Below are 20,874 nucleotides of genomic sequence, written 5' to 3'. Positions count from 1 at the left end.
AAGCTTTTATTGTTTTTATGGGTTTTGCATACGTTGGGCCGTCGCGATATCGCGCCGAAAACAATACCCGTAGGAGCTGCCGAAGGCTGCGATCTTTTGATCTTGGCGCCCGTAAGACCGCGAAGTTCAAGATCAAAAGATCGCAGCCTTCGGCAGCTCCTACCGGGGGACCGCGTACATTTCAGATGAATGTGGGTGACCGCGTAGATCATGGGGTGAATGTGGCGGCCCACGCAAAAGCATCCATAGAGTGTTGTTCACATTTGTTCATTGTCAACCTTTGAACTGTTCAATTGTTCAGTCACGGTTGTTCATTTCTGTTCAGCAACGAACGCGGTTTTCACTTCTTTTTCGTATTTTCCAAGCCAGATCAACCGCTTGGGATTTCTGGCACGAATGTCGCTGTAGTGCTCCGGTCGCTTGACTCCAATAATAAAAAGGCCGAGCCATGTCACTAATCCTGGAGCACGTCAGCCGTACCGTCGAGGGTCAAACCTGGATCGATGATGCGTGCCTTAACTTCGAACCCGGATCGTTCAATGTTTTGCTCGGTCGCACGCTGTCCGGCAAAACCAGCCTCATGCGCCTGATGGCAGGTCTGGACAAGCCGGACAGCGGCCGCATCCTGATGAACGGCGTCGATGTCACCCAGCGCCCGGTGCGTTTGCGCAACGTGTCGATGGTCTATCAGCAGTTCATCAATTACCCGACCATGACAGTGTTCGAGAACATCGCCTCGCCGCTGCGTCAGTCCGGCGTTTCCAGTGAGCTGATCCAGAGCAAAGTGCTGGAAACCGCGAAGATGCTGCGCATCGAGAAATTCCTCCAGCGTTATCCTTTGGAGCTCTCCGGCGGCCAGCAACAACGCACGGCGATGGCCCGGGCGCTGGTCAAGGATGCCGAGCTGATTCTGTTCGACGAGCCGCTGGTCAACCTCGACTACAAGCTGCGCGAAGAGCTGCGCCAGGAGATGCGCGAGCTGTTCAAGGCCCGGCACACCATCGCGATTTACGCCACCACGGAACCCAACGAAGCCTTGGCGTTGGGCGGCACCACCACGATTCTTCACGAAGGTCGGGTGATTCAGAGCGGCAAGTCCTCCGAGGTGTATCACCAGCCGCAAACGGTGCTGGCGGCGGAGCTGTTCTCCGAGCCGCCGATCAACCTGATGCCGGGGCGAATTGCCGGCAACGAAGTCAGTTTCGCCAATTTTGTGCACTTCCCGTTGAACGTCGATCTGCGACCGGTGGGCGAGGGCGAGTTCCGTTTCGGCGTGCGCCCCAGCCACATTTCGCTGGTGCCGAGCAACGACGACGATCTGGAACTGGCGGTGACCGTCGAGGTGGCCGAGATCAGCGGTTCGGAAACCTTCCTGCACGTGCGCAATGAGTATTTCCTGCTGGTGCTGCACTTGCCGGGTGTTCACGAATACGACGTCGATGCGCCGATTCGCATCTATATCCCGACCCATAAACTGTTTGTGTTCGATATGCAGGGGCAGCTGGTTCAGGCGCCCGGTCGCCGTATTGCGAGGGTAGCCTGATGGCCGAAATCCGTTTGCAGAACCTTGCTCATAGCTACACCCCAACGCCGACCGGCCCTGAGGATTACGCGATCCGCGAGATGGACCACGTGTGGGAGCAGGGCGGTGCTTATGCGCTGCTCGGGCCTTCGGGGTGCGGCAAGTCGACCTTGCTCAACATCATTTCCGGGTTGCTCAGCCCGTCTCAGGGCCAGGTGCTGTTCGACAGCAAAGTGGTGAATGAACTGACCCCGGAAAAGCGCAACATCGCCCAGGTTTTCCAGTTTCCGGTGGTCTACGACACCATGACGGTGTTCGATAACCTGGCCTTTCCATTACGCAATCAGGGCATGGACGAGGCGAAAATTCACACCAAGGTGCACGAAATCGCTGAAGTCCTCGACCTCCAGGCATTGCTGTCCAAGAAAGCGCGCAACCTCACTGCCGATGAAAAACAGAAAGTATCCATGGGTCGTGGGCTGGTGCGCGATGACGTGTCGGCGATCCTCTTCGATGAACCGCTGACGGTGATCGACCCGCACCTGAAGTGGAAGCTGCGGCGCAAGCTCAAGCAGATCCACGAGCAGTTCAACATCACCATGGTCTACGTCACCCACGATCAGCTCGAAGCCTCGACTTTCGCTGACAAGATCGCGGTGATGTATGGCGGGCAGATCGTGCAGTTCGGTACACCGCGGGAGTTGTTCGAGCGGCCGAGCCACACGTTTGTCGGTTATTTCATCGGCAGCCCCGGGATGAACCTGATCGAGGTCCAGCCACAAGCCGGCGGTGTCGGTTTTGCCGGGACTCATTTGCCGTTGTCCGACGCGATGCAGAAACGAATCGCCGAGTCCGAATGGAAAACCCTGAAGGTCGGTATTCGTCCGGAGTTCGTCCATGTGTGGGACGAAGCCTGTGATGACGCGATGCGAGCACAAGTCGTACACGTCGAAGACCTGGGCACCTACAAGATCATGACCCTGAACCTCGACGGCGCGCCGCTGAAAGTACGCCTGGCCGAAGACAAACCAGTGCCCGAAGGCACGGCGTACATCAGTTTTCCGGCGCAATGGCTGATGGTCTATGCCGATGATTACCTGTTGGAGGTGCTGCCATGAACAAGGTGCAGAACAACAAGGCCTGGTGGCTGGTGTTGCCGGTGTTCTTGCTGGTGGCATTCAGTGCGGTGATCCCGATGATGACCGTGGTCAATTACTCGGTGCAGGACATCTTCGACCAGTCCAGCCGCTACTTCGTCGGCGCCGACTGGTACAGGCAGGTGCTGCTCGACCCACGGTTGCATGACTCGTTGCTGCGCCAGTTCATCTATTCCGGCTGCGTGTTGCTGATCGAGATCCCATTGGGCATCGCCATCGCCCTGACCATGCCGACCAAGGGGCGGTGGTCGTCGGTGGTGCTGATCATTCTGGCGATTCCATTGCTGATTCCATGGAACGTGGTCGGCACCATCTGGCAGATTTTTGGCCGGGCCGACATCGGCTTGCTCGGTTCGAGCCTCAATGCCATGGGCATCAGCTACAACTATGCGGCCAACACCATGGACGCCTGGGTCACGGTGTTGGTGATGGACGTCTGGCACTGGACGTCGCTGGTGGCGCTGTTGTGTTTCTCCGGGCTGCGGGCGATTCCGGACGTGTATTACCAGGCGGCGCGGATTGATCGGGCGTCGGCCTGGGCGGTTTTCCGACACATCCAGTTGCCCAAGCTCAAGAGCGTGCTGCTGATCGCGGTGATGCTGCGGTTCATGGACAGTTTCATGATCTACACCGAGCCGTTCGTGCTGACGGGGGGGGGGCCAGGCAATGCCACGACCTTCTTGAGTCAGACCTTGACCCAAATGGCCATCGGGCAATTCGACCTCGGCCCGGCGGCGGCTTTCTCGCTGGTGTACTTCCTGATCATCCTGTTGGTGTCGTGGCTGTTCTACACCGCCATGACTCACTCTGACGCCAATCGGTGAGGCCCGCCATGAGCAAGAGAAAGCTTATCCCGTTGCTGATCTACATCCTGTTCCTGCTGGTACCGATCTACTGGCTGCTGAACATGTCCTTCAAGAGCAACACCGAAATCCTCGGCGGTCTGACGCTGTTTCCCCAGGATTTCACCTTCGCCAACTACAAGGTGATCTTCACTGACCCGAGCTGGTACACCGGTTATCTCAACTCGCTGTACTACGTGAGCCTGAACACGGTGATTTCCCTGAGTGTGGCGCTGCCGGCGGCGTATGCGTTTTCGCGCTATCGTTTTCTCGGTGACAAGCACCTGTTTTTCTGGCTGCTGACCAACCGCATGGCGCCGCCCGCGGTTTTCCTGTTGCCATTTTTTCAGCTGTATTCCTCGATCGGGTTGTTCGATACCCACATCGCGGTGGCGTTGGCGCACTGTCTGTTCAACGTGCCGTTGGCGGTGTGGATTCTTGAGGGCTTCATGTCCGGCGTTCCCAAGGAAATTGACGAAACCGCCTACATCGACGGCTACAGTTTCCCCAAGTTCTTCGTGAAGATCTTCGTCCCGCTGATCGGCTCCGGGATCGGCGTCACGGCGTTTTTCTGCTTCATGTTTTCCTGGGTCGAGCTGTTGCTGGCGCGAACCCTGACCTCGGTGAACGCCAAACCCATCGCGGCGGTAATGACCCGCACGGTCTCGGCGTCCGGCATCGACTGGGGCGTGCTGGCGGCTGCAGGGGTGTTGACCATTCTGCCGGGCATGCTGGTGATCTGGTTTGTTCGCAACCACGTGGCCAAGGGCTTTGCCCTGGGCCGGGTATGAGGAACTGATGATGGAATGGATGAGTTGGACTGGCCCCACGGCAGCATTCTTCAGCGTCATTGCCTTGACTTTGGCGGGCATGACAACCTGGGAATTGCGTTCGCCGAGCATCCCTCGGCGTGGTTTTTTGCCGATTGCCACCACCCGTGGCGATCGGCTGTTTATCGGTCTTCTCGGCAGCGCCTACCTGCATTTGCTGGTAATCGGCGTCACCGACTGGAGCATCTGGGTAGCGTTCGCGTTGTCCCTGGTGTGGCTGTTGGCTGTGATGCGTTGGGGCTAGTCGAGTCGCTCGGCAATCGTGCTCCGCCACTTAAACAGGAGGTCTTATGTTCGATAAAAACAATAAGCTGCGACATAGCATTTCATTGGCAGCCATGCTGGCACTCAGCGGTTTGAGCGCATCTGCCTGGGCCGATGCCTACGAAGATGCTGCAAAGAAATGGATCGGCAGCGAGTTCAAGCCGTCCACTTTGACCGAAGCCCAGCAGCTCGAAGAGCTGAAGTGGTTCATCAAGGCATCCGAGCCGTTTCGCGGGATGAGCATCAAAGTGGTCTCGGAAACCATTGCGACTCACGAATATGAATCCAAAACGCTGGCCAAGGCTTTCACCGAGATCACCGGGATCAAGCTGACCCACGACTTGCTGCAAGAAGGCGACGTAGTGGAAAAGCTGCAGACCCAGATGCAATCGGACAAGAACATCTATGACGGCTGGGTCAACGACTCGGACCTGATCGGTACGCACTTTCGCTACGGCAAGACCGAATCGATCACCGACCTGATGGCCAACGAAGGCAAGGCCTACACCTCGCCGACCCTGGACATTAAAGACTTCATTGGCATCTCGTTCACTACCGCGCCAGATGGCAAGGTCTATCAACTGCCCGACCAGCAGTTCGCCAACCTCTACTGGTTCCGCGCCGACTGGTTCGAGCGGGCGGATCTGAAAGCGAAATTCAAAGAAAAATACGGTTATGAACTGGGCGTACCAGTGAACTGGTCGGCCTATGAAGACATCGCCAAATTCTTCAGCGAAGACGTCAAGGAAATCGACGGCAAGCGCGTCTACGGCCACATGGACTACGGCAAGAAAGACCCATCCCTCGGCTGGCGCTTCACTGATGCCTGGTTCTCCATGGCCGGCGCTGGCGATAAAGGCATACCCAACGGTCTGCCAGTGGACGAGTGGGGCATTCGCGTCGAGGATTGTCATCCGGTCGGTTCCAGCGTAACCCGCGGCGGCGACACCAACGGCCCGGCGGCGGTCTATGCAACCACCAAATACGTCGACTGGATGAAAAAATACGCGCCACCGGAAGCGGCGGGCATGACCTTCTCCGAATCCGGCCCTGTGCCGTCCCAAGGCAACATCGCCCAGCAGATCTTCTGGTACACCGCGTTTACCGCCGACATGACCAAACCGGGCCTGCCGGTGATGAACGCCGACGGCACGCCGAAATGGCGCATGGCACCCTCGCCAAAAGGCCCGTACTGGGAGGAGGGGATGAAGCTCGGTTATCAGGACGCCGGTTCCTGGACCTTCCTCAAATCCACGCCTGAAAAGCAAAAGCTCGCGGCCTGGCTGTACGCGCAGTTCGTAACGTCGAAAACCGTATCCCTGAAAAAAACCATCGTCGGCCTGACCCCGATCCGCGAATCGGATATCAACTCGCAAGCCATGACCGACCTGGCACCGAAACTCGGTGGTCTGGTGGAGTTCTATCGCAGCCCGGCCCGCGTGCAATGGACCCCGACCGGGACCAACGTGCCGGACTATCCTCGTTTGGCGCAACTGTGGTGGAGCCACATCGCGGAAGCCGCCAGTGGCGAGAAAACGCCACAACAGGCACTGGACGGTCTGGCCAAGGATCAGGATGCGATCATGACCCGTCTGGAACGCTCCAAGGTACAACCGACCTGCGGGCCGAAAATGAATCCGGAGCGGGATGCGCAGTACTGGTTCGATCAGCCGGGTGCGCCGAAAGCGAAACTGGCGAACGAGAAGCCTAAAGGCGAAACCGTGAGCTATGCCGAGCTGCTGAAATCGTGGGAGGCGGCGCGTAAATAGTCGTCTGTAATGTGAAACGCAAACGGCACCGTAAGGTGCCGTTTTGCTTTGTGCCTGTCCCTATAGATGAAGATCAAAAGATCGCAGCCTTCGGCAGCTCCTACAGGGAACACGAAACCTATGTAGGAGCTGCCGAAGGCTGCGATCTTTTGATTCTAAAAAAACCACCTGAACCTACGTCAGCGCCGCCAACTGCTCCACCGTCTCCGGAAAGCGCTCAACCAGCCGGATCAGCGTTGTCGCCTGAGCATTAGGTTTCGCCCGTCCCTGCTCCCAGTTCTCCAGCGTTCGGGTATTGGTGCGCAAGTACATCGCAAACACCGGCCTGGAAAGATTCAGTTGCTGGCGGATGCCAACCACTTCCTCTGCCGTAATCGGAACCAGTTTGGCCAGTTTTACTTTGTGGGTTCGTAGTGTGACTTTGCCTTGGCGCTCATCGGCCAAGGCTTCGAACCCCTCTACCAGCTCGGAAAAAATGTCACGTTTCATCGTTCGTCCTCGCTTTGATTTCTCGATAAAGCATTTCTTTAAGCAGTTTTTTCTGTTGTGGCGTCAGATCGCTCTGTTCGTTTTTGCCATACAGGGTAAAGAGCCAGAATTGGTCGAAACCGGACCACCAGTAATAAATCACCCTCAGCCCACCGCGCTTGCCCTTGTTTCGCCGCTCATCCACCACTCGAATTTTGCGCAGACCTCCGGTGCCTTCGACGACATCTCCCGCTTCCGGGTTTTGCAGCAGCTCCTGCTGGAACCGGTGAAACAGATCATCATCCAGGTAGTCACTTCGATGTTTTTGAAATACGGGTAATTCGATAAAAAGAGCGTCCATGTTCTGTACGTTACCTGCGTATATTTCTATCACAAGAATCGAATAGGTCAAGGCTTCTGTGCCTGCCCAATTCGGTCAAGTCATTACGTTAAAGTCGCAGGCAGGATCTGGATGTAGGACGCGGCTGATTCATCCGCGAGGCGATTCTGGATATCGCGGGGAGAGGCGGGTCGGTTAAACGTTTGGAGTCATCACTGAGCGTGAGGAAACCCCAACCGAAACACCGTCATCGTCCCCGGCAAGCTCTTAACCTCGGCCACTCCCTGATGCAGGCTCATGATCGAGCGCACGATGGCCAGTCCCAGTCCGGTGCTACCCTGCGAGCGCGAACGGCTGCTGTCGACCCGGTAGAAACGGTCGAACAGATGCGGCAGATGTTGCGCTTCGATGCCCGCGCCAGGGTTGCTGACCAGCAGCGACACCTGTGTCGCCCCTTGTTCAATCAGCAACGTGACCGTTTTCCCGGCCGGGCAGTGACGCAGAGCATTGGACAGCAGATTCGAGATCGCCCGCTGAATCATCAACCGGTCACCCAGTACCCGTGCGCTGCCGAGCACATTCAAATGGATCTGTTTGTCCTGCGCCGACAGGGAAAACATTTCGGCGACTTTTCGCACTTCTTCTTCCAGCGCAATCGATTCGAATGGCGCCAGCGCCGAAGGGTGACTGACCTGCGCCAGAAACAGCATGTCCGAGACTATCCGCGCGACGCGTTCCAGCTCTTCAGTGCACGACACCAGAACGTTTTTGTACTCCTCGGTCGTGCGTTCCCGAGACAGCGTCACCTGCGCCTTGCCCATCAAATTGTTGATTGGCGAGCGCAGTTCATGGGCCAGATCATCCGAGAACTGCGACAACTGCTGCACGCCGTTATCGAGGCGGTGCAGCATGAAGTTGATGCCGTGGGCCAGTTCGCTGAGTTCCTGCGGCATGTTCACCACCGACAGCCGATGGCTGAGGTCTTGCGCCGACACCATAGCTGCCACTTTGCGAAACTCGCGCATGGGCGCCAGGCCTCGTTGCACCGCCGCCCAGGCACTGAGGCCGATGAAGATCAGCAGCAATGGCAATGCCATCAGCGTCGAACGCAAATAGGCGCTGAGCAAGGCCTGATCGTGAGCATTGTCCATCGACATCAGCACCGGGACGCTGGTGCCGTCTTTCAGGCGAATCAGACGTGTAGCGGTGAGGAATCTTTTGCCCTGGCTGTCGGTGCTACGGGCGTAGGCCAACTGATCGGTGGTCGCTCGCACCGCTTTGAGTTCAAGGCGTGGATCGGTCATGCCAGTGCCTGATTTCAACAGTGGCGAACGCAGGTTACTCCGGTCATAAATGGTCAGCGTGAGGTTGTCATGCCCCATGACCTGATCGAGCAAAATGTGTGGTTTCGAACTGATTTCGCCAGGATCGGTGTACAGCGACAGACTGTGTTCAACCTGTTCCATTTTGCTGGCCAGACTGTCCCGGGACAGCGCATTCAGTTCGTGGGTCAGGGCAAAGTAGGCCAGGATCGCAAGGAACACCACCAGCAGCGCCCCGAGAATACTGACCGTCAGACCGAGGCGCAGCGACAGGCTCATCGGCTTCATTCTCGTGCCTCCAGAACGTAGCCGACACCGCGCAGGGTATGGATCAGTTTGTTGTCGAACGGGTCGTCGATTTTTGCCCGCAGACGCCGGATCGAGACTTCGACCACGTTGGTGTCGCAGTCGAAATTCATGTCCCACACCAGCGAGATGATTTGAGTGCGGGTGAGTACCTCGCCGGACTGGCGCATCAACAGATGCAGCAGGGCGAACTCCTTGGTGGTCAGGTCGATGCGCTGCTCGCCACGGAAGGCGCGGTGACGTCCCGGATCAAGTTCCAGATCGGCGACTTTGAGTACCTGCGGCACCGGCGTGTTATCGCTGCGGCGCATCAGGCTGCGCACCCGGGCGAGCAATTCGGGGAACTCGAACGGCTTGACCAGATAGTCGTCGGCGCCCAGGTCGAGGCCACGAATCTTGTCGGCCAGACGACCGCGCGCAGTAAGCATCATCACCCGGGTAGGGTGGGTGCGACGCAATTGTTCCAGCACGCCCCAGCCATCGAGCTCCGGCAGATTCACATCCAGAATCACCAGGTCATACGCCTGCTGTTGCGCCAGATGCAGTCCATCGGCGCCGGTGGCCGCGTGGTCAACGATATAACCACTTTCCGTCAGTCCCTGATGCAAGTATTCGGCAGTTTTAAGCTCGTCCTCGACGACAAGGATTCGCATGATCAATCACCACTTTTATTTAATGGATATTTAATTAAGGTGGCCGGGAAAGTTGTTGTTTTTGTAGGGTCTTCCGGACGGGATTTAATAACGACTAGATGTTGTGAGTTCCTGGTCTCCTACAGAGTTTTCCCTGTGTGATGGCGTGCAAGGTAAAGGCTGTAGTGGCTACAGGGTCAACTGAAATGCTGGGTCTTGAGCCCTTAAAATGGCGATCTGCGACAGCCTGTCGCAGCAGGAAAGCCCGAATGCCCATACGCCGCATTCAGGCAAGTGCTGTTTGGCAGATAACTACCGTGTATTTGTTTCCATGTATTGCTATGTCGTCTTTCGCACTTCGCATCCTAGACCAAAACAACTTCCACAAACCGCGGATAACGGATTTGTAATGTTCCAGTCACCTTGCCGATAAGTTCAAAACCCTACCGTGGCGGCATCAAAGATTCTTGAATATAGGAAGTCTTCCATTGCCCGGTTTAAAAGAACTGACGGCGCGATCACGCCTGAAAAAAACAGCGAGGACAGTAACGGCCAGCGTTGTGTTGCTGGCCGGCACGGGTCTTGTGCATGCATCGACCCTGACCCTCGATCAAGCCCTGCAAACGGCATTCGCCGGTAACCCGGATCTGGCGGCTGCCCAGTGGGAAATCGGTATCGCCGAAGGTGACCGCAAGCAGGCCGGTCTGATCCCCAACCCCGAAGTGTCATGGGAGGCTGAGGACACCCGCCGCGATTCGCGAACCACCACCGTGATGATCAGCCAGCCGATTGAACTGGGCGGCAAACGCGGTGCGCGGATCGACGTCGCCAGCCGCGCGCAGGACGCGGCCGGGATCGAACTGGAGCGCAAGCGCAATACCTTGCGCGCCGATGTGATTCAGGCGTTCAACAGCGCCCAGACCGCGCAACAACGCTTGCAGTTGTCGCGCCAGTCGCTGCAACTCGCCGAACACGGTTTGCGCGTCGCCCAAGGACGCATCGAGGCCGGTAAATCATCGCCAGTCGAAGGCACCCGTGCGCAAGTGCAACTCTCCGAAGTGCGCCTGGAACTGAGCCGCGCAGAACGCGATCAGGCCAACGCCTATCAGCAATTGGCGCAGGTCATGGGCTCACCGTTGCCAACCTCGACCACCGTGCAAGCGGCCACGCAAAGCATGCCCACCGTGCCACCGCCGACCCGATTGCTTGAGCGCCTGAACGAGACCGCCGAGCTGCGTCTGGCCACATTACAGATCGATCAGCGCGAAGCCTCATTGGGTCTGGAAAAAACGCAACGCATTCCCGACCTGACCGTGAGCATTGGTAGCCAATACAGTGAAACCGAGCGCGAGCGGGTGAACGTGGTCGGGCTGTCGATGCCGATTCCGCTGTTCAATCGCAATCAGGGCAACGTGCTGGCGGCGGCGCGGCGCACTGATCAGGCGCGGGATCTGCGCAACGCCACCGAGCTGCGTTTGCGCACGGAAATCCAGACCACGGTTGCGCAGTGGCAGACCGCCAACGGCGAAGTCAAAGCGTTCAACCAAACAATCCTGCCCGCCGCGCAAAGTGCGGTCGACAGCGCCACGCGCGGCTTCGAAATGGGCAAGTTCGGATTCCTCGACGTGCTCGACGCCCAACGCACCCTGATCAGCGCGCGCAGCCAATACATCCAGGCCGTCAGCGAGGCGACGGATGCGCGAGTTCGCATCGAACGCATCTTCGGCGACCTCTCCGTCAGCCCTTGAATTTCATCTTTTAGATCACTGCGCGATGGTATGGCGTAGAGGAGTTCCCATGGAAAAAAAACTGATCGTGGTTGCTGCGGCGACGTTGGCGCTGGGCATTGGTATTGGCTCGATGTGGCCGGGCAATGCGTCCATCGACGCTCACGCCGATGAAGCGGCGGAACACGCTGATCACGCTGAAGAAGGCGCAGCAGCCGACGGTGAACATACAGAAGAAGGGCACTTGGAGTTGAGCACCGAACAGATCACAGCGGCGGGTATTCAACTGGCCGAAGCGCGGGCGCAGAACATCAGCCTCGGCTTGCCGTTCCCCGGCGAAGTGCGCTTTGACGAAGACCGCACCGCGCATGTGGTGCCGCGAGTGCCGGGGGTGGTCGAGTCGGTGTCGGTCAACCTAGGGCAGTCGGTAAAGAAGGGCCAGTTGCTGGCGGTGATCGCCAGTCAGCAGATCTCCGATCAGCGCAGTGAACAGGCTGCCGCACAGCGTCGCCTGACCTTGGCGCGCACCACCTACGAACGCGAGAAAAAACTGTGGCAGGACAAAATCTCCGCCGAGCAGGATTTCCTCCAGGCCCGCCAGGCATTGGAAGAAGCCGAAATCGCCCTGAACAATGCCCGGCAGAAAATCAGCGTACTCAGTGGCAGCGTCGTCGCCAGCGGCGGCAGTCGCTATGAGTTGCGCGCACCGTTCGACGGCGTGGTCGTGGAAAAACACCTGACGCCGGGGGAGGTGGTCGATGAAACCACGGCGGCTTTTACGCTCTCCGACCTGTCCCGGGTATGGGTGACCTTCGGCGTTTCGCCCAAGGACCTGAACAAGGTGCAAGTGGGCAAACCGGTCACCGTCAGCGCCCCGGAACTCAATGCCGAAGTCGCCGGCGCCGTGGCCTACGTCGGCAGTTTGCTGGGTGAACAGACCCGCACTGCAACGGTTCGCGTGACCCTGGAAAATCCGCAAGGTTCGTGGCGTCCCGGGCTGTTCGTCACCGCACTGGTCGCCACCGACAGCCGCCAAGCCAAGGTCGCCGTACCTGAAACCGCGATCCAGACCGTCGAGGACAAGCCCACGGTGTTCGTGCGCACCGCCGACGGCTTCAAGGCGCAAGCGGTGGAACTGGGCAGTCGCGCGGCCGGTTTGGTGGAAGTCACCCAAGGGCTGGAACCGGGCGTGCAAGTCGCCAGTGCCGGCAGCTTCGTCCTCAAATCGGAATTGGGTAAAGCCTCGGCCGAGCACTCTCATTGAAGAAGCACCTGAAGGCTCCCACTGATCCGTCACCCTCGACCGGAAGGTTCTCATGTTCGAACGCCTGATCCAGTTTGCCATCGAGCAGCGCATCATCGTGCTGCTCGCCGTTCTGCTCATGGCCGGCCTCGGCATCGCCAGTTATCAAAAACTGCCGATCGACGCCGTGCCCGACATCACCAACGTCCAGGTGCAAATCAACACCGGCGCCGCCGGGTTTTCGCCGCTGGAAACCGAGCAGCGCATCACCTTCCCGATTGAAACCGCCATGGCCGGTTTGCCAGCGCTGGAGCAGACCCGTTCACTGTCGCGTTCGGGGCTGTCGCAGGTCACGGTGATCTTCAAGGACGGCACCGACCTGTTCTTCGCCCGGCAATTGGTCAACGAGCGTTTGCAGATCGCCAAGGAGCAATTGCCCGAAGGCGTGGAAGCGATGATGGGGCCGATTTCCACCGGGCTTGGCGAGATTTTCCTGTGGACGGTGGAGGCGCAAGACAGTGCGCTCAAGGACGACGGCACGGCCTACACGCCGACCGACCTGCGGGTGATTCAGGACTGGATCATCAAGCCGCAATTACGCAACGTCCCCGGTGTGGCCGAGATCAATACCATCGGCGGGTTTGCCAAGGAATACCAGATCGCCCCCGACCCGAAACGGCTGGCAGCTTACAAACTGACCCTCACCGATCTGGTCACGGCGCTGGAACGCAACAATGCCAATGTCGGCGCCGGTTACATCGAGCGCAGCGGCGAGCAGTTGCTGATTCGTGCGCCCGGCCAGGTGGCGAGCGTCGAGGACATCGCCAACATCGTCATGGCCAACGTCGACGGTACGCCGATCCGGGTCAAGAACGTCGCGACCGTGGACATCGGCCGCGAGCTGCGCACCGGTGCCGCCACTGAAAATGGCCGGGAAGTGGTGCTCGGTACGGTGTTCATGTTGATCGGCGAAAACAGTCGCACGGTCTCCCAGGCAGTGGCCGGCAAACTTGAGCAGATCAACCGTTCCCTGCCCAAAGGCGTGATTGCGGTGCCGGTGTACGACCGCACGCACCTGGTGGACAAAGCCATCGCCACGGTGAAAAAGAATCTGGTGGAAGGCGCGATTCTGGTGATCGCGATTCTGTTCCTGTTTCTCGGCAACATCCGCGCGGCGCTGATTACTGCGATGGTGATTCCGCTGTCGATGCTGTTCACCTTCACCGGCATGTTCACCAACAAAGTCAGCGCCAACCTGATGAGCCTCGGCGCGCTCGACTTCGGCATCATTGTCGATGGCGCGGTGGTGATCGTCGAAAACACCCTGCGGCGCCTGGCCCATGCGCAGCAGCATCACGGGAGATTGCTGACGCGTTCCGAGCGTTTTCGTGAAGTGTTCGCTGCCGCCAAAGAAGCGCGTCGTCCGCTGATTTTCGGCCAGTTGATCATCATGGTCGTGTACCTGCCGATCTTCGCCCTGAGCGGTGTCGAAGGGAAAATGTTCCACCCGATGGCCTTCACCGTGGTCATCGCGCTGCTCGGTGCGATGCTGTTGTCCGTGACTTTCGTCCCGGCGGCCATTGCGCAGTTTGTCACCGGCAAGGTTAAGGAAGAGGAAGGCGTGGTCATGCGCGGCGCGCGCCAGATGTATGCGCCAGCGTTGGCCTGGGTGATGAGCCATCGAGCAGTGGCCGTGGGCGCAGCGTTGGGCGTGATCGTGCTCAGTGGTGTGCTGACCAGCCGCATGGGCAGTGAGTTCGTGCCGAGCCTCAGCGAGGGCGATTTTGCCCTGCAAGCCTTGCGCGTACCGGGCACCAGCCTGACCCAATCGGTGGACATGCAGCAGCGTCTGGAAACCCTGATTCTCAACAAAGTGCCGGAAGTCGAACGCGTGTTCGCCCGCACCGGCACCGCCGAAATCGCCTCCGACCCGATGCCGCCGAACATCTCCGACAGCTACGTGATGCTCAAGCCGAAAGAGCAGTGGCCGGACCCGGGCAAGTCCCGCGAGACCCTGATGGCTGAACTGCAACAAGCCGCCGCGATGCTGCCTGGCAGCAACTATGAACTGTCGCAGCCGATCCAGTTGCGCTTCAACGAACTGATCTCCGGTGTGCGCAGTGATGTGGCGGTCAAGGTGTTCGGCGATGACATGGCCGTGCTCAACGCCACCGCGGCGAAGATCGCCGCCGCCATGCAGAAGGTCAACGGCGCGTCGGAGGTCAAGGTCGAACAAACCACCGGCCTGCCGGTGCTGACCATCAACATCGACCGCGACAAGGCGGCGCGTTACGGGCTCAACGTCGGCGATGTGCAAGACACCATTGCGGTGGCGGTCGGCGGGCGCCAGGCGGGGACGTTGTACGAGGGTGATCGGCGTTTCGACATGGTGGTGCGCCTGTCCGATGCCATGCGCAAGGATATTGAAGGTTTGTCAGCGTTGCTGATTCCAGTGCCGGCGCCGCTCAATACTGCTGCCGACCAGATCGGCTTCATCGCCCTCAAGGAAGTTGCCAGCCTTGATCTGGTGTTGGGGCCGAATCAGGTCAGCCGTGAGAACGGCAAGCGGCTGGTGATTGTCAGCGCCAACGTGCGTGGGCGGGATATTGGCTCCTTCGTTAAAGAGGCCGGCGAGGTGATCGAGCGCGATGTTCAGGTTCCGGCCGGTTACTGGACCAGTTGGGGCGGGCAGTTCGAGCAGTTGCAGTCGGCGGCCAAACGCTTGCAGATCGTGGTGCCGGTGGCTTTGTTGCTGGTGTTTGGGCTGCTGTTCATGATGTTCAACAACCTCAAGGACGGCCTGCTCGTATTCACCGGGATTCCGTTTGCGTTGACTGGTGGAGTCATGGCGCTGTGGCTGCGGGATATTCCGCTGTCGATTTCGGCGGGTGTCGGTTTTATTGCGCTGTCGGGGGTGGCGGTGCTTAACGGGTTGGTGATGATTGCGTTTATCCGCAATTTGCGGGAGGAGGGGCGTTCACTCTCTGATGCAATCAATGAGGGGGCGCTCACACGACTGCGCCCGGTGTTGATGACGGCGCTGGTCGCGTCCCTGGGCTTCATTCCGATGGCCCTGGCAACCGGCACAGGTGCGGAAGTGCAGCGTCCGTTGGCGACGGTGGTGATCGGCGGGATCCTGTCCTCGACCATCCTGACGCTGCTGATATTGCCTGCGTTGTATCAGTTCGCTCACCGACGCGACGAAGACGCAACTTCAACTAAGTAGGTGATCCCCCTGTGGGAGCGAGCTTGCTCGCGATTGCAGTTTGTCAGTCAGCAATGATGCTGGCTGATCCACCGCTATCGCGAGCAAGCTCGCTCCCACAGGTTTTGTGTCTTGTATCAGAGCTGCGGCCACATAACGGATATGTAATCTCCACGCCACCGTCACGAAAGGTTCGGATTGTTACCTTGACCTCGTTAGTTAATTAAACGAGGAATCAAACATGAAACTTGCACAACTGAGTGCGTTCGCGGCGGCGTTGGTGATGTCTTCTGTGGTCTTGGCTGAAGGCGGTGGCGACCGGGCATTCGAAAAAATGATGGCGGCCAATGACCGGTCGGTAGAGAAGTTTGTCGCGAAAGAGCAGGCGCGCGACCCCATCGTTGTGAATGAAAAGAAGGACGACAAGACCAAATACCTGTAAGCGTGCCGCACTTGAACAAGCCCGTCATCGAGTCCCGATGCCGGGCTTTTTTATGAGCCATGTTTTGAAGGAAGTGGATATGAAGTTCTTTAAGTTGATTACGTTTGCCGGGGTGATGGCGATGTCCCTGAATGTGTTCGCTGAAGGTGGCGGTGACAGGACGTTCGAGAAGATGTTGAGCGCCAATACCAAAGCCATGGCGCAATACGCCGCCAACCAGGGCAAACCGGCGCCGGTGGTGAAAGAGTATGAATACGGGATGACGCTGGATGTGGTGAAAGTGGTGAGCGTCGTGCGTCCGCAGGTGGCTTGCGCTGTGGTGCCCGCCGTAATGACCTATGAGGATTCTCAGGGCCAGCTCAACACCATCAAATACACCGTGGCAGGCGATTGCCGCCGACAGGGTGGGTGAGGGCGCATGACCGACATCCAATCCCCGCGCGCACCGTGACGACTGCCCCCCCGTAGGAGCTGCCGAAGGCTGCGATCTTTTGATCTTGAATTTTCAAAGCAAATCAAAAGATCGCAGCCTTCGGCAGCTCCTACAGGTGCGTATTTCAATCGGAATTCCGGTTTGTCCGCGCACCGCACAGATCGTATTTCAATTCGGGATGTTTAAAAGTTGTGGAGAAAACGCAGAACCTTCCCACAATGTTTTCAGGTTGTCCGTCGGACGTCCGGTCTCTAGCCTGTGCACGTCGCTGCCAATTCAGCGACCGGGATTGGAAACCCCGAGGCGAACTGAGCGCACAAGCGCCTTTCATAACGTATGCTTGCGCACCTTCAATGTGTGCACTCCGTTATGGCGGCTGTGCGCGGGAGACCTTCGGGTCAACCGGGTTCTCCGTTCCCCGGGTTTCCAACCTGCGTACAGCTGCCACCCCTTCGTTCGGAAACCGAATGGGCCAGCTCCACCGCTAGACCGGAGAAACATCATGAAAAAACCAACACCCAACCCTCCCGAAGCAAACACAGCTACGGACACCGACACAACATCCCCCTACGCCTCCCTCGACTCCAAAAAACTCCACGAAGCTGCCGAACGTGCGCTTGATTACTACCTGAACCCTACCGCCCACGTCATGGCCACGCCCTACACCCCCAACCAGATGTATTTCGCCAATCCCAAAGCCGACACCGAATCCCTGCTGGCCAATGCCAGCGAGTCATTGTCCTCGGCCACGGTCATGCTCGGTGACTTCGCCGCGCTGCTGGAAGGCAGCCACCGCAAGACGCTGTTGGGGATTGCGCAGGTGGTCATGTTGGGAGAGTTGGCGGTGAATCAGGCGTTGGATAACGTCGAGCCGGGTGAGTAACCCTCCCGCAACGCGATCCCTGTAGGAGCTGCCGAAGGCTGCGATCTTTTGACTTTGATTTTAAGGATCAAAAGATCGCAGCCTACGGCAGCTCCTACAGTTCTCAACTGTCGACCAAAAAAAAAGGCGCCCCGAAGGACGCCAAAAGATTCACCTCTTACCAAAGGAGCAAGGAGCTTCTAAAGGTGAATTTGCATCAACCAAATGAAGTCAGAGAATCGCCAGCGGGTACTCGACAATCACCCGCACTTCATCCAGATCCGATTCAAACGCCGTGGCGCGGGTATTGGCCTGGCGCAGACGCAACGACATGTCTTTCAGCGAGCCGCTCTGCACCACGTATTTGACTTCGATGTCGCGCTCCCAGCGTTTCTGGTCGGTCAGCGGGTTGCCGTCAGCATCGCGGCGCATGTACACGGCGTTGGCGTTGGAATAATCGGCGTCGGTGCCGCGGCCGTAACGGGTCATGAACGACAGCCCCGGAACGCCGTAGGTCGTCATGTCGAGGTCGTAGCGCACCATCCAGGAACGTTCCTTGGGCGAGTTGAAGTCGCTGTACTGGATGGAGTTGTCGAGGAAGATCGAATCGGACTGGCGCAGATAATCGAAATCGTCATTGCCGTTGTTGCGCTGATGCGACAGCGCAACGGAATGTGCCCCGAGTTTCACCCCGACCCGGCCGCTCCAGATGTTGTTGTCGAACTTGCCGAGCAACTGTTTGCCTTCGTCGACCGCTTTGTAATAGTTGAGGCCGCCAAACAGCGTCAGGTCATCCGACAGTGAGTAAGTCCATGCAGTGCCGGCGTAGTACTGATTCCAGGCGTCCTTGAGGCGGCTGGAGTACAGGCTGAAACTGAGGTTCTTGTTCAGCGCGTAGTCACCACCGAAATAACCGACCCACGGCGAGTCGACCGGGCCGGCGTAGAAGGTCGCGAAGTTCTCGCGCATGTCGCTGGACACCGGTTGGCTCATCGCATGCAGGCGACCGCCCTGTACCGACAAGCCTTCGATACTGGTGTTGGTGGCCGTGACACCCCGGAAGCTTTCGGGCAACAGTCGGGAGTCACCGGCTGCGACGACCGGGTTGGCGGGGAACACATCGCCGACCTTCACCACCGTATCGAAGGCACGCACTTTGGCGGCGCCACCGACTTTGGTGTATTCGTCCCGCGCCTGGCCATCACTGTTGACCGGCAGCACATCAAACGAACTGCGGCCACCGTTACGACCGTCGCCGGTGTCGAGCTTCAAGCCGATCATCGCAAATGCATCGACACCGACCCCAACGGTGCCTTGGGTAAACCCGGACTCGAACTTGCTGATGACCGCGTGGGACCAGGCCTCAGAATAACCATTGCCGGTGGGGCTGGACTGGCCGTTGCGGTGATCACGATTGAAGTAGAAGTTGCGGTTGAGCACCGTCAGGCTGCTGCCCTCGATAAACCCCTCGGCTTTATCTTCCGCCAGCACCATGGACGGCCCGGCGCCGACAACCACCGCTAAAGCGGCCATCGACATTTTTGTATTGTTAACCATCAATCACTCCTTGGGTTCGGCAGAACGGGAACGTGCTTCGGCGTAGGTTTTATTGTTCGGCGGGCAAGGGCCCGCCGGCATGGTCGCCGGGTGACATCGTTGCAATCTGCGGATAACGCCAAGGTGATGGGGGAATTACAATTTCGTCATGTAGGTGTGGCGGGAAGCGAATGGCGGAGTTGTTGGTTCGGGGCAGGTACTTCCTCGGCAGTGATTGGCACCAATTTTGGCATGGTCTTCGAATTTAACGGTAAATGCCTCCCGCCGAATGTCAGCTATTGCCCACTGCCTTGCAGGTAACTTCCTAAAAGAGAGGAGGGCGCTGAAAAGCAAAAGATCGCAGCCTTCGGCAGCTCCTACAGGACGTATGTCATCCCAATGTAGGAGCTGCCGAAGGCTGCGATCTTTTGATGTTGAATCCCCAAACGCAAAAACGGCACCCTGAAGGTGCCGTTTCTGTTTTCTACCAAGTACCGCTAAACAATCAACCCGCCAACCCCGATTGCTGAACCAGGTTCAGCAGCGGCTGTGGATACAGGCCGAGGAAGAATGCCAGTACGGCAATCGCCAGCAGCATCACGCCGCCTGCACGTTGTTCCCAGTGCAGTTGCGCATCGTGGCGGCGCAGGTTCGGTTCCATCAGGTACAGGGTGACCATCACACGCAGGTAGTAGAAAACGCCGATGGCGCTGCCCAGTACCAGGGAGCCGACCAGCCACCATTGCTGCGACTCGACACCGGTGGCGATGATGTAGAACTTGCCGATGAAGCCCGCGGTCAGCGGGATACCGGCCAGCGACAGCATCATCACGGTCAGGACAGCGGTCAGGTACGGACGGCGCCAGAACAGGCCGCGGTATTCGTACAGGGCATCCGCGTCACGGCCGTTGTACGGCGAGGACATCAGGGTGATCACGCCGAACGCGCCGAGGCTGGTGATCACGTAAGTGACCAGGTACACGCCGATGGCTTCCAGGGCCAGACCCTTGCTCGCCACCAAGGCGATCAGCAGGTAGCCGAAGTGAGCGATGGACGAGTAACCCAGCAGACGCTTGAGGTTGCTTTGGGTCAGTGCCAGCAGGTTACCGAACAGGATCGACGCGATGGCGATGATGGTCAGCACGTCGCTCAGCACGCCACTGCTCGCCGCTGGCGAGATCTGGAACAGACGCACCATCACCGCGAATACAGCGACTTTCGACGCGGTGGCCAGGAACGCTGCCACCGGTGCCGGGGCACCTTCGTAAACGTCCGGGGTCCAGAGGTGGAACGGTACCAGCGACAACTTGAACGCCAGGCCGATCAGCATCATGCCCAGGCCCAGTTGAGCCAGAGAGCTTGGCAGACCGGTGGCCGCCAGGGCCTGACCGATGCCGTTGAAGCTCAGGCTGCCAGCGTCGGCGTAGAGCAGGGCCATGCCGAACAACAGGAACGCGGAACCGGCGGCCGACAGCACCATGTACTTGATACCGGCTTCCAGCGAGCGCTTGTTGAAGAAGGCATACGCCACCAGACCGTAAACCGGTACCGAGAGCAGTTCCAGACCGATGAACAAGCCGGCCAGGTGCTGCGCGCTGACCAGTACCAGGCCACCGGCGGCGGCCATCAGGATCAGCAGGTAAAGTTCTTCACGGTTGCCCGGGTAACCCGAACCGCCATCGCCCAGGTAGGCGTGGGCGAGAGTCACACAAGCGAGGGTGGCGACCAGGATCAGCGCCATGTACAAGCAAGCGAACGTGTCGATCTGCAGCAGTGGAGTCACGGCCAGCGGCGCGACTTTCAGGGCTGGCAGGATCGACAGCAGAGCCAGGTTCAGACCTGCCACCGACAGCAGGAAGGTCTGTGAGTGGTTGCGGCGCCATGCGATAGCCAGCATCACCACGATGATCGTGGCGCTGGTGATCAACAACGGCGCAAGCGCGATAAAGTGTTGAGTCGTGAATTCCATAGCGC

18 protein-coding genes are annotated in these 20,874 nt (G+C 58.6%); 12 read left to right on the top strand and 6 right to left on the bottom strand.

Going from position 1 to position 20,874, the window contains the following annotated elements:
* Positions 1 to 448: 448 nt before the first annotated feature.
* The 6 genes from F6R97_RS06235 to F6R97_RS06210 are packed head-to-tail and all read left to right on the top strand — an operon-like array spanning position 449 to position 6,384.
* Positions 449 to 1,543: an ABC transporter ATP-binding protein gene (locus F6R97_RS06235; RefSeq protein WP_052967036.1), complete on the top strand. Its 1,095-nt coding sequence runs from the start codon at positions 449 to 451 to the stop codon at positions 1,541 to 1,543.
* A complete protein-coding gene (locus F6R97_RS06230) occupies positions 1,543 to 2,640 on the top strand; it encodes an ABC transporter ATP-binding protein (protein WP_038982485.1) in 1,098 nt (365 codons plus the stop codon). The genes F6R97_RS06235 and F6R97_RS06230 overlap by 1 nt, the downstream gene beginning before the upstream one ends.
* Positions 2,637 to 3,503, top strand: a complete 867-nt coding sequence (locus F6R97_RS06225) for a carbohydrate ABC transporter permease (RefSeq protein ID WP_095053159.1) — start codon at positions 2,637 to 2,639, stop codon at positions 3,501 to 3,503. The genes F6R97_RS06230 and F6R97_RS06225 overlap by 4 nt, the downstream gene beginning before the upstream one ends.
* An 8-nt stretch (positions 3,504 to 3,511) precedes the next feature.
* Positions 3,512 to 4,312, top strand: coding sequence for a carbohydrate ABC transporter permease (locus F6R97_RS06220; protein WP_007896138.1), 801 nt, complete (start codon positions 3,512 to 3,514; stop codon positions 4,310 to 4,312).
* Between the two features lie 10 nt (positions 4,313 to 4,322).
* Complete coding sequence (locus F6R97_RS06215; RefSeq protein WP_038983664.1) at positions 4,323 to 4,595, top strand: DUF2160 domain-containing protein; 273 nt, start codon at positions 4,323 to 4,325, stop codon at positions 4,593 to 4,595.
* 46 nt (positions 4,596 to 4,641) lie between these two features.
* Positions 4,642 to 6,384 (top strand): extracellular solute-binding protein, encoded by a 1,743-nt coding sequence (locus tag F6R97_RS06210; RefSeq protein ID WP_038982490.1) that lies wholly within the window; start codon positions 4,642 to 4,644, stop codon positions 6,382 to 6,384.
* 174 nt (positions 6,385 to 6,558) lie between these two features.
* On the opposite strand, the gene F6R97_RS06205 is transcribed toward F6R97_RS06210, so the two are convergent.
* From F6R97_RS06205 to F6R97_RS06190, 4 genes are all read right to left on the bottom strand, one after another.
* Positions 6,559 to 6,873 (bottom strand): transcriptional regulator, encoded by a 315-nt coding sequence (locus tag F6R97_RS06205; protein ID WP_315866251.1) that lies wholly within the window; start codon positions 6,871 to 6,873, stop codon positions 6,559 to 6,561.
* Positions 6,863 to 7,213: a toxin gene (locus F6R97_RS06200; protein ID WP_315866307.1), complete on the bottom strand. Its 351-nt coding sequence runs from the start codon at positions 7,211 to 7,213 to the stop codon at positions 6,863 to 6,865. The genes F6R97_RS06205 and F6R97_RS06200 overlap by 11 nt, the downstream gene beginning before the upstream one ends.
* Before the next feature lie 191 nt (positions 7,214 to 7,404).
* Positions 7,405 to 8,802 (bottom strand): heavy metal sensor histidine kinase, encoded by a 1,398-nt coding sequence (locus F6R97_RS06195; protein ID WP_315866250.1) that lies wholly within the window; start codon positions 8,800 to 8,802, stop codon positions 7,405 to 7,407.
* A complete protein-coding gene (locus F6R97_RS06190; protein WP_315866249.1) occupies positions 8,799 to 9,473 on the bottom strand; it encodes a heavy metal response regulator transcription factor in 675 nt (224 codons plus the stop codon). Before F6R97_RS06190 ends, F6R97_RS06195 begins: the two co-directional genes overlap by 4 nt.
* Positions 9,474 to 9,940: 467 nt before the next feature.
* On the opposite strand from F6R97_RS06190, the gene F6R97_RS06185 reads away from it, so the two are divergent.
* The 6 genes from F6R97_RS06185 to F6R97_RS06160 all read left to right on the top strand — a co-directional run bounded on the left by F6R97_RS06185 (position 9,941) and on the right by F6R97_RS06160 (position 17,385).
* Positions 9,941 to 11,200 carry a TolC family protein gene (locus tag F6R97_RS06185; protein WP_315866248.1) on the top strand — a complete coding sequence of 420 codons (1,260 nt, stop codon included), beginning with the start codon at positions 9,941 to 9,943 and terminating at the stop codon, positions 11,198 to 11,200.
* 49 nt (positions 11,201 to 11,249) lie between these two features.
* Positions 11,250 to 12,443 (top strand): efflux RND transporter periplasmic adaptor subunit, encoded by a 1,194-nt coding sequence (locus F6R97_RS06180; RefSeq protein ID WP_315866247.1) that lies wholly within the window; start codon positions 11,250 to 11,252, stop codon positions 12,441 to 12,443.
* A gap of 52 nt (positions 12,444 to 12,495) precedes the next feature.
* Positions 12,496 to 15,648: a CusA/CzcA family heavy metal efflux RND transporter gene (locus F6R97_RS06175; protein WP_315866246.1), complete on the top strand. Its 3,153-nt coding sequence runs from the start codon at positions 12,496 to 12,498 to the stop codon at positions 15,646 to 15,648.
* Between the two features lie 220 nt (positions 15,649 to 15,868).
* Positions 15,869 to 16,069, top strand: coding sequence for a co-regulatory protein PtrA N-terminal domain-containing protein (locus F6R97_RS06170; RefSeq protein WP_315866245.1), 201 nt, complete (start codon positions 15,869 to 15,871; stop codon positions 16,067 to 16,069).
* Positions 16,070 to 16,148: 79 nt separating this feature from the next.
* Positions 16,149 to 16,481, top strand: coding sequence for a DUF2790 domain-containing protein (locus tag F6R97_RS06165; protein ID WP_315866244.1), 333 nt, complete (start codon positions 16,149 to 16,151; stop codon positions 16,479 to 16,481).
* Positions 16,482 to 17,004: 523 nt separating this feature from the next.
* Positions 17,005 to 17,385, top strand: a complete 381-nt coding sequence (locus F6R97_RS06160; protein WP_315866243.1) for a DUF6124 family protein — start codon at positions 17,005 to 17,007, stop codon at positions 17,383 to 17,385.
* Between the two features lie 210 nt (positions 17,386 to 17,595).
* Here F6R97_RS06160 and F6R97_RS06155 read toward each other — a convergent pair whose 3' ends face one another.
* Complete coding sequence (locus F6R97_RS06155) at positions 17,596 to 18,921, bottom strand: OprD family porin (protein ID WP_315866242.1); 1,326 nt, start codon at positions 18,919 to 18,921, stop codon at positions 17,596 to 17,598.
* A gap of 484 nt (positions 18,922 to 19,405) precedes the next feature.
* Complete coding sequence (nuoN, locus tag F6R97_RS06150) at positions 19,406 to 20,869, bottom strand: NADH-quinone oxidoreductase subunit NuoN (protein WP_038982501.1); 1,464 nt, start codon at positions 20,867 to 20,869, stop codon at positions 19,406 to 19,408.
* Between the last annotated feature and the right edge of the window lie 5 nt (positions 20,870 to 20,874).

Source organism: Pseudomonas sp. JV414, assembly GCF_032424305.1.
Taxonomy (GTDB): domain Bacteria; phylum Pseudomonadota; class Gammaproteobacteria; order Pseudomonadales; family Pseudomonadaceae; genus Aquipseudomonas; species Aquipseudomonas lini.
This window is presented reverse-complemented; position numbering and strand designations above follow the sequence as displayed.